This is a genomic window from Desulfofundulus sp., from assembly GCF_049701015.1.
GTDB lineage: Bacteria > Bacillota > Desulfotomaculia > Desulfotomaculales > Desulfovirgulaceae > Desulfofundulus.
On sequence record NZ_JBNATZ010000392.1, the window covers coordinates 1 to 894 of the forward strand.

Consider the following 894-nt stretch of genomic DNA (forward strand, 5'->3'; position numbering starts at 1 on the left):
TGGAAGAACGCCCGACGCCCAGTTGCTGCGCCAGCTCCTTCTCCGTGGGCAGGCGGCTGCCCGGCGCCAGTTTACCGGCCACGATGAGACGTTCGATTTCATCGCGCACCATTTGGGCCAGTCCGGCGGGCCTGCCGATCTTCCGCAGTCGCACGTTCATCACACCTTATCATCAGATCATCAGATATGTGCTTTTGATTGGATGTTTAATTCGAGCTTTGTCCGCGAATTCCTCCTGGGTGACAAATTTTTTTGCGGATTTTTTGGCGCAACCCGTACAAAAAAATTTTTTCCGTCCGCAGAAGGAGATGAGAAACCTACGGCAAAATATTATAACGCCTCATCATCATATCATCAGATGTGTTCAATAATTGGGGCAAGGAGGGATAGTCTTGAACCTCAAATCCGTCTACTCCTATGTGGACAGAAATGCCGGCGCCTTTTTAGATGATTTATTCTCCCTGCTTCGCCAGCCCAGCATCAGCACCCGGGACGAAGGTGTCAAGGAGTGCGCGGAACTCTTGGCCAACCTGATGCGGGACGTCGGCATTAAAACCACCGTTTATCCCACCCAGCGTCACCCGGTGGTATACGGGGAAATCGGTCCAGCCGGTGCACCCACCGTGCTGGTGTACGGCCATTACGACGTGCAACCGCCGGAGCCCCTCGAGCTTTGGCACAGCGATCCTTTCCAGCCCGTAATCCGTGAGGGAAAAATCTATGCCCGGGGAAGTTCAGATAACAAAGGGCAGCTTTTTGCCCACGTAAAGGGTGTACAAGCATACCTTGCCGTGCGGGGTGAGCTACCCTTAAGGGTCAAGTTCATCTTCGAAGGTGAAGAAGAAATATCCAGCCCCAGCCTGGAACCCTTCGTCGAAGCTCACCGCGATCTCT

2 protein-coding genes are annotated in these 894 nt (G+C 53.6%); one reads left to right on the plus strand and one right to left on the minus strand.

Annotation, left to right across the window (positions count from 1 at the left end):
- Positions 1-160: GntR family transcriptional regulator (locus ACPLUI_RS14750; protein ID WP_424660996.1), on the minus strand; the 160-nt coding region annotated here is incomplete at its 3' end.
- Between the two features lie 232 nt (positions 161-392).
- Here ACPLUI_RS14750 and ACPLUI_RS14755 point away from each other — a divergent pair.
- Positions 393-894 (plus strand): M20/M25/M40 family metallo-hydrolase (locus tag ACPLUI_RS14755; RefSeq protein ID WP_424660995.1); only part of this gene is annotated, 502 nt, incomplete at its 3' end.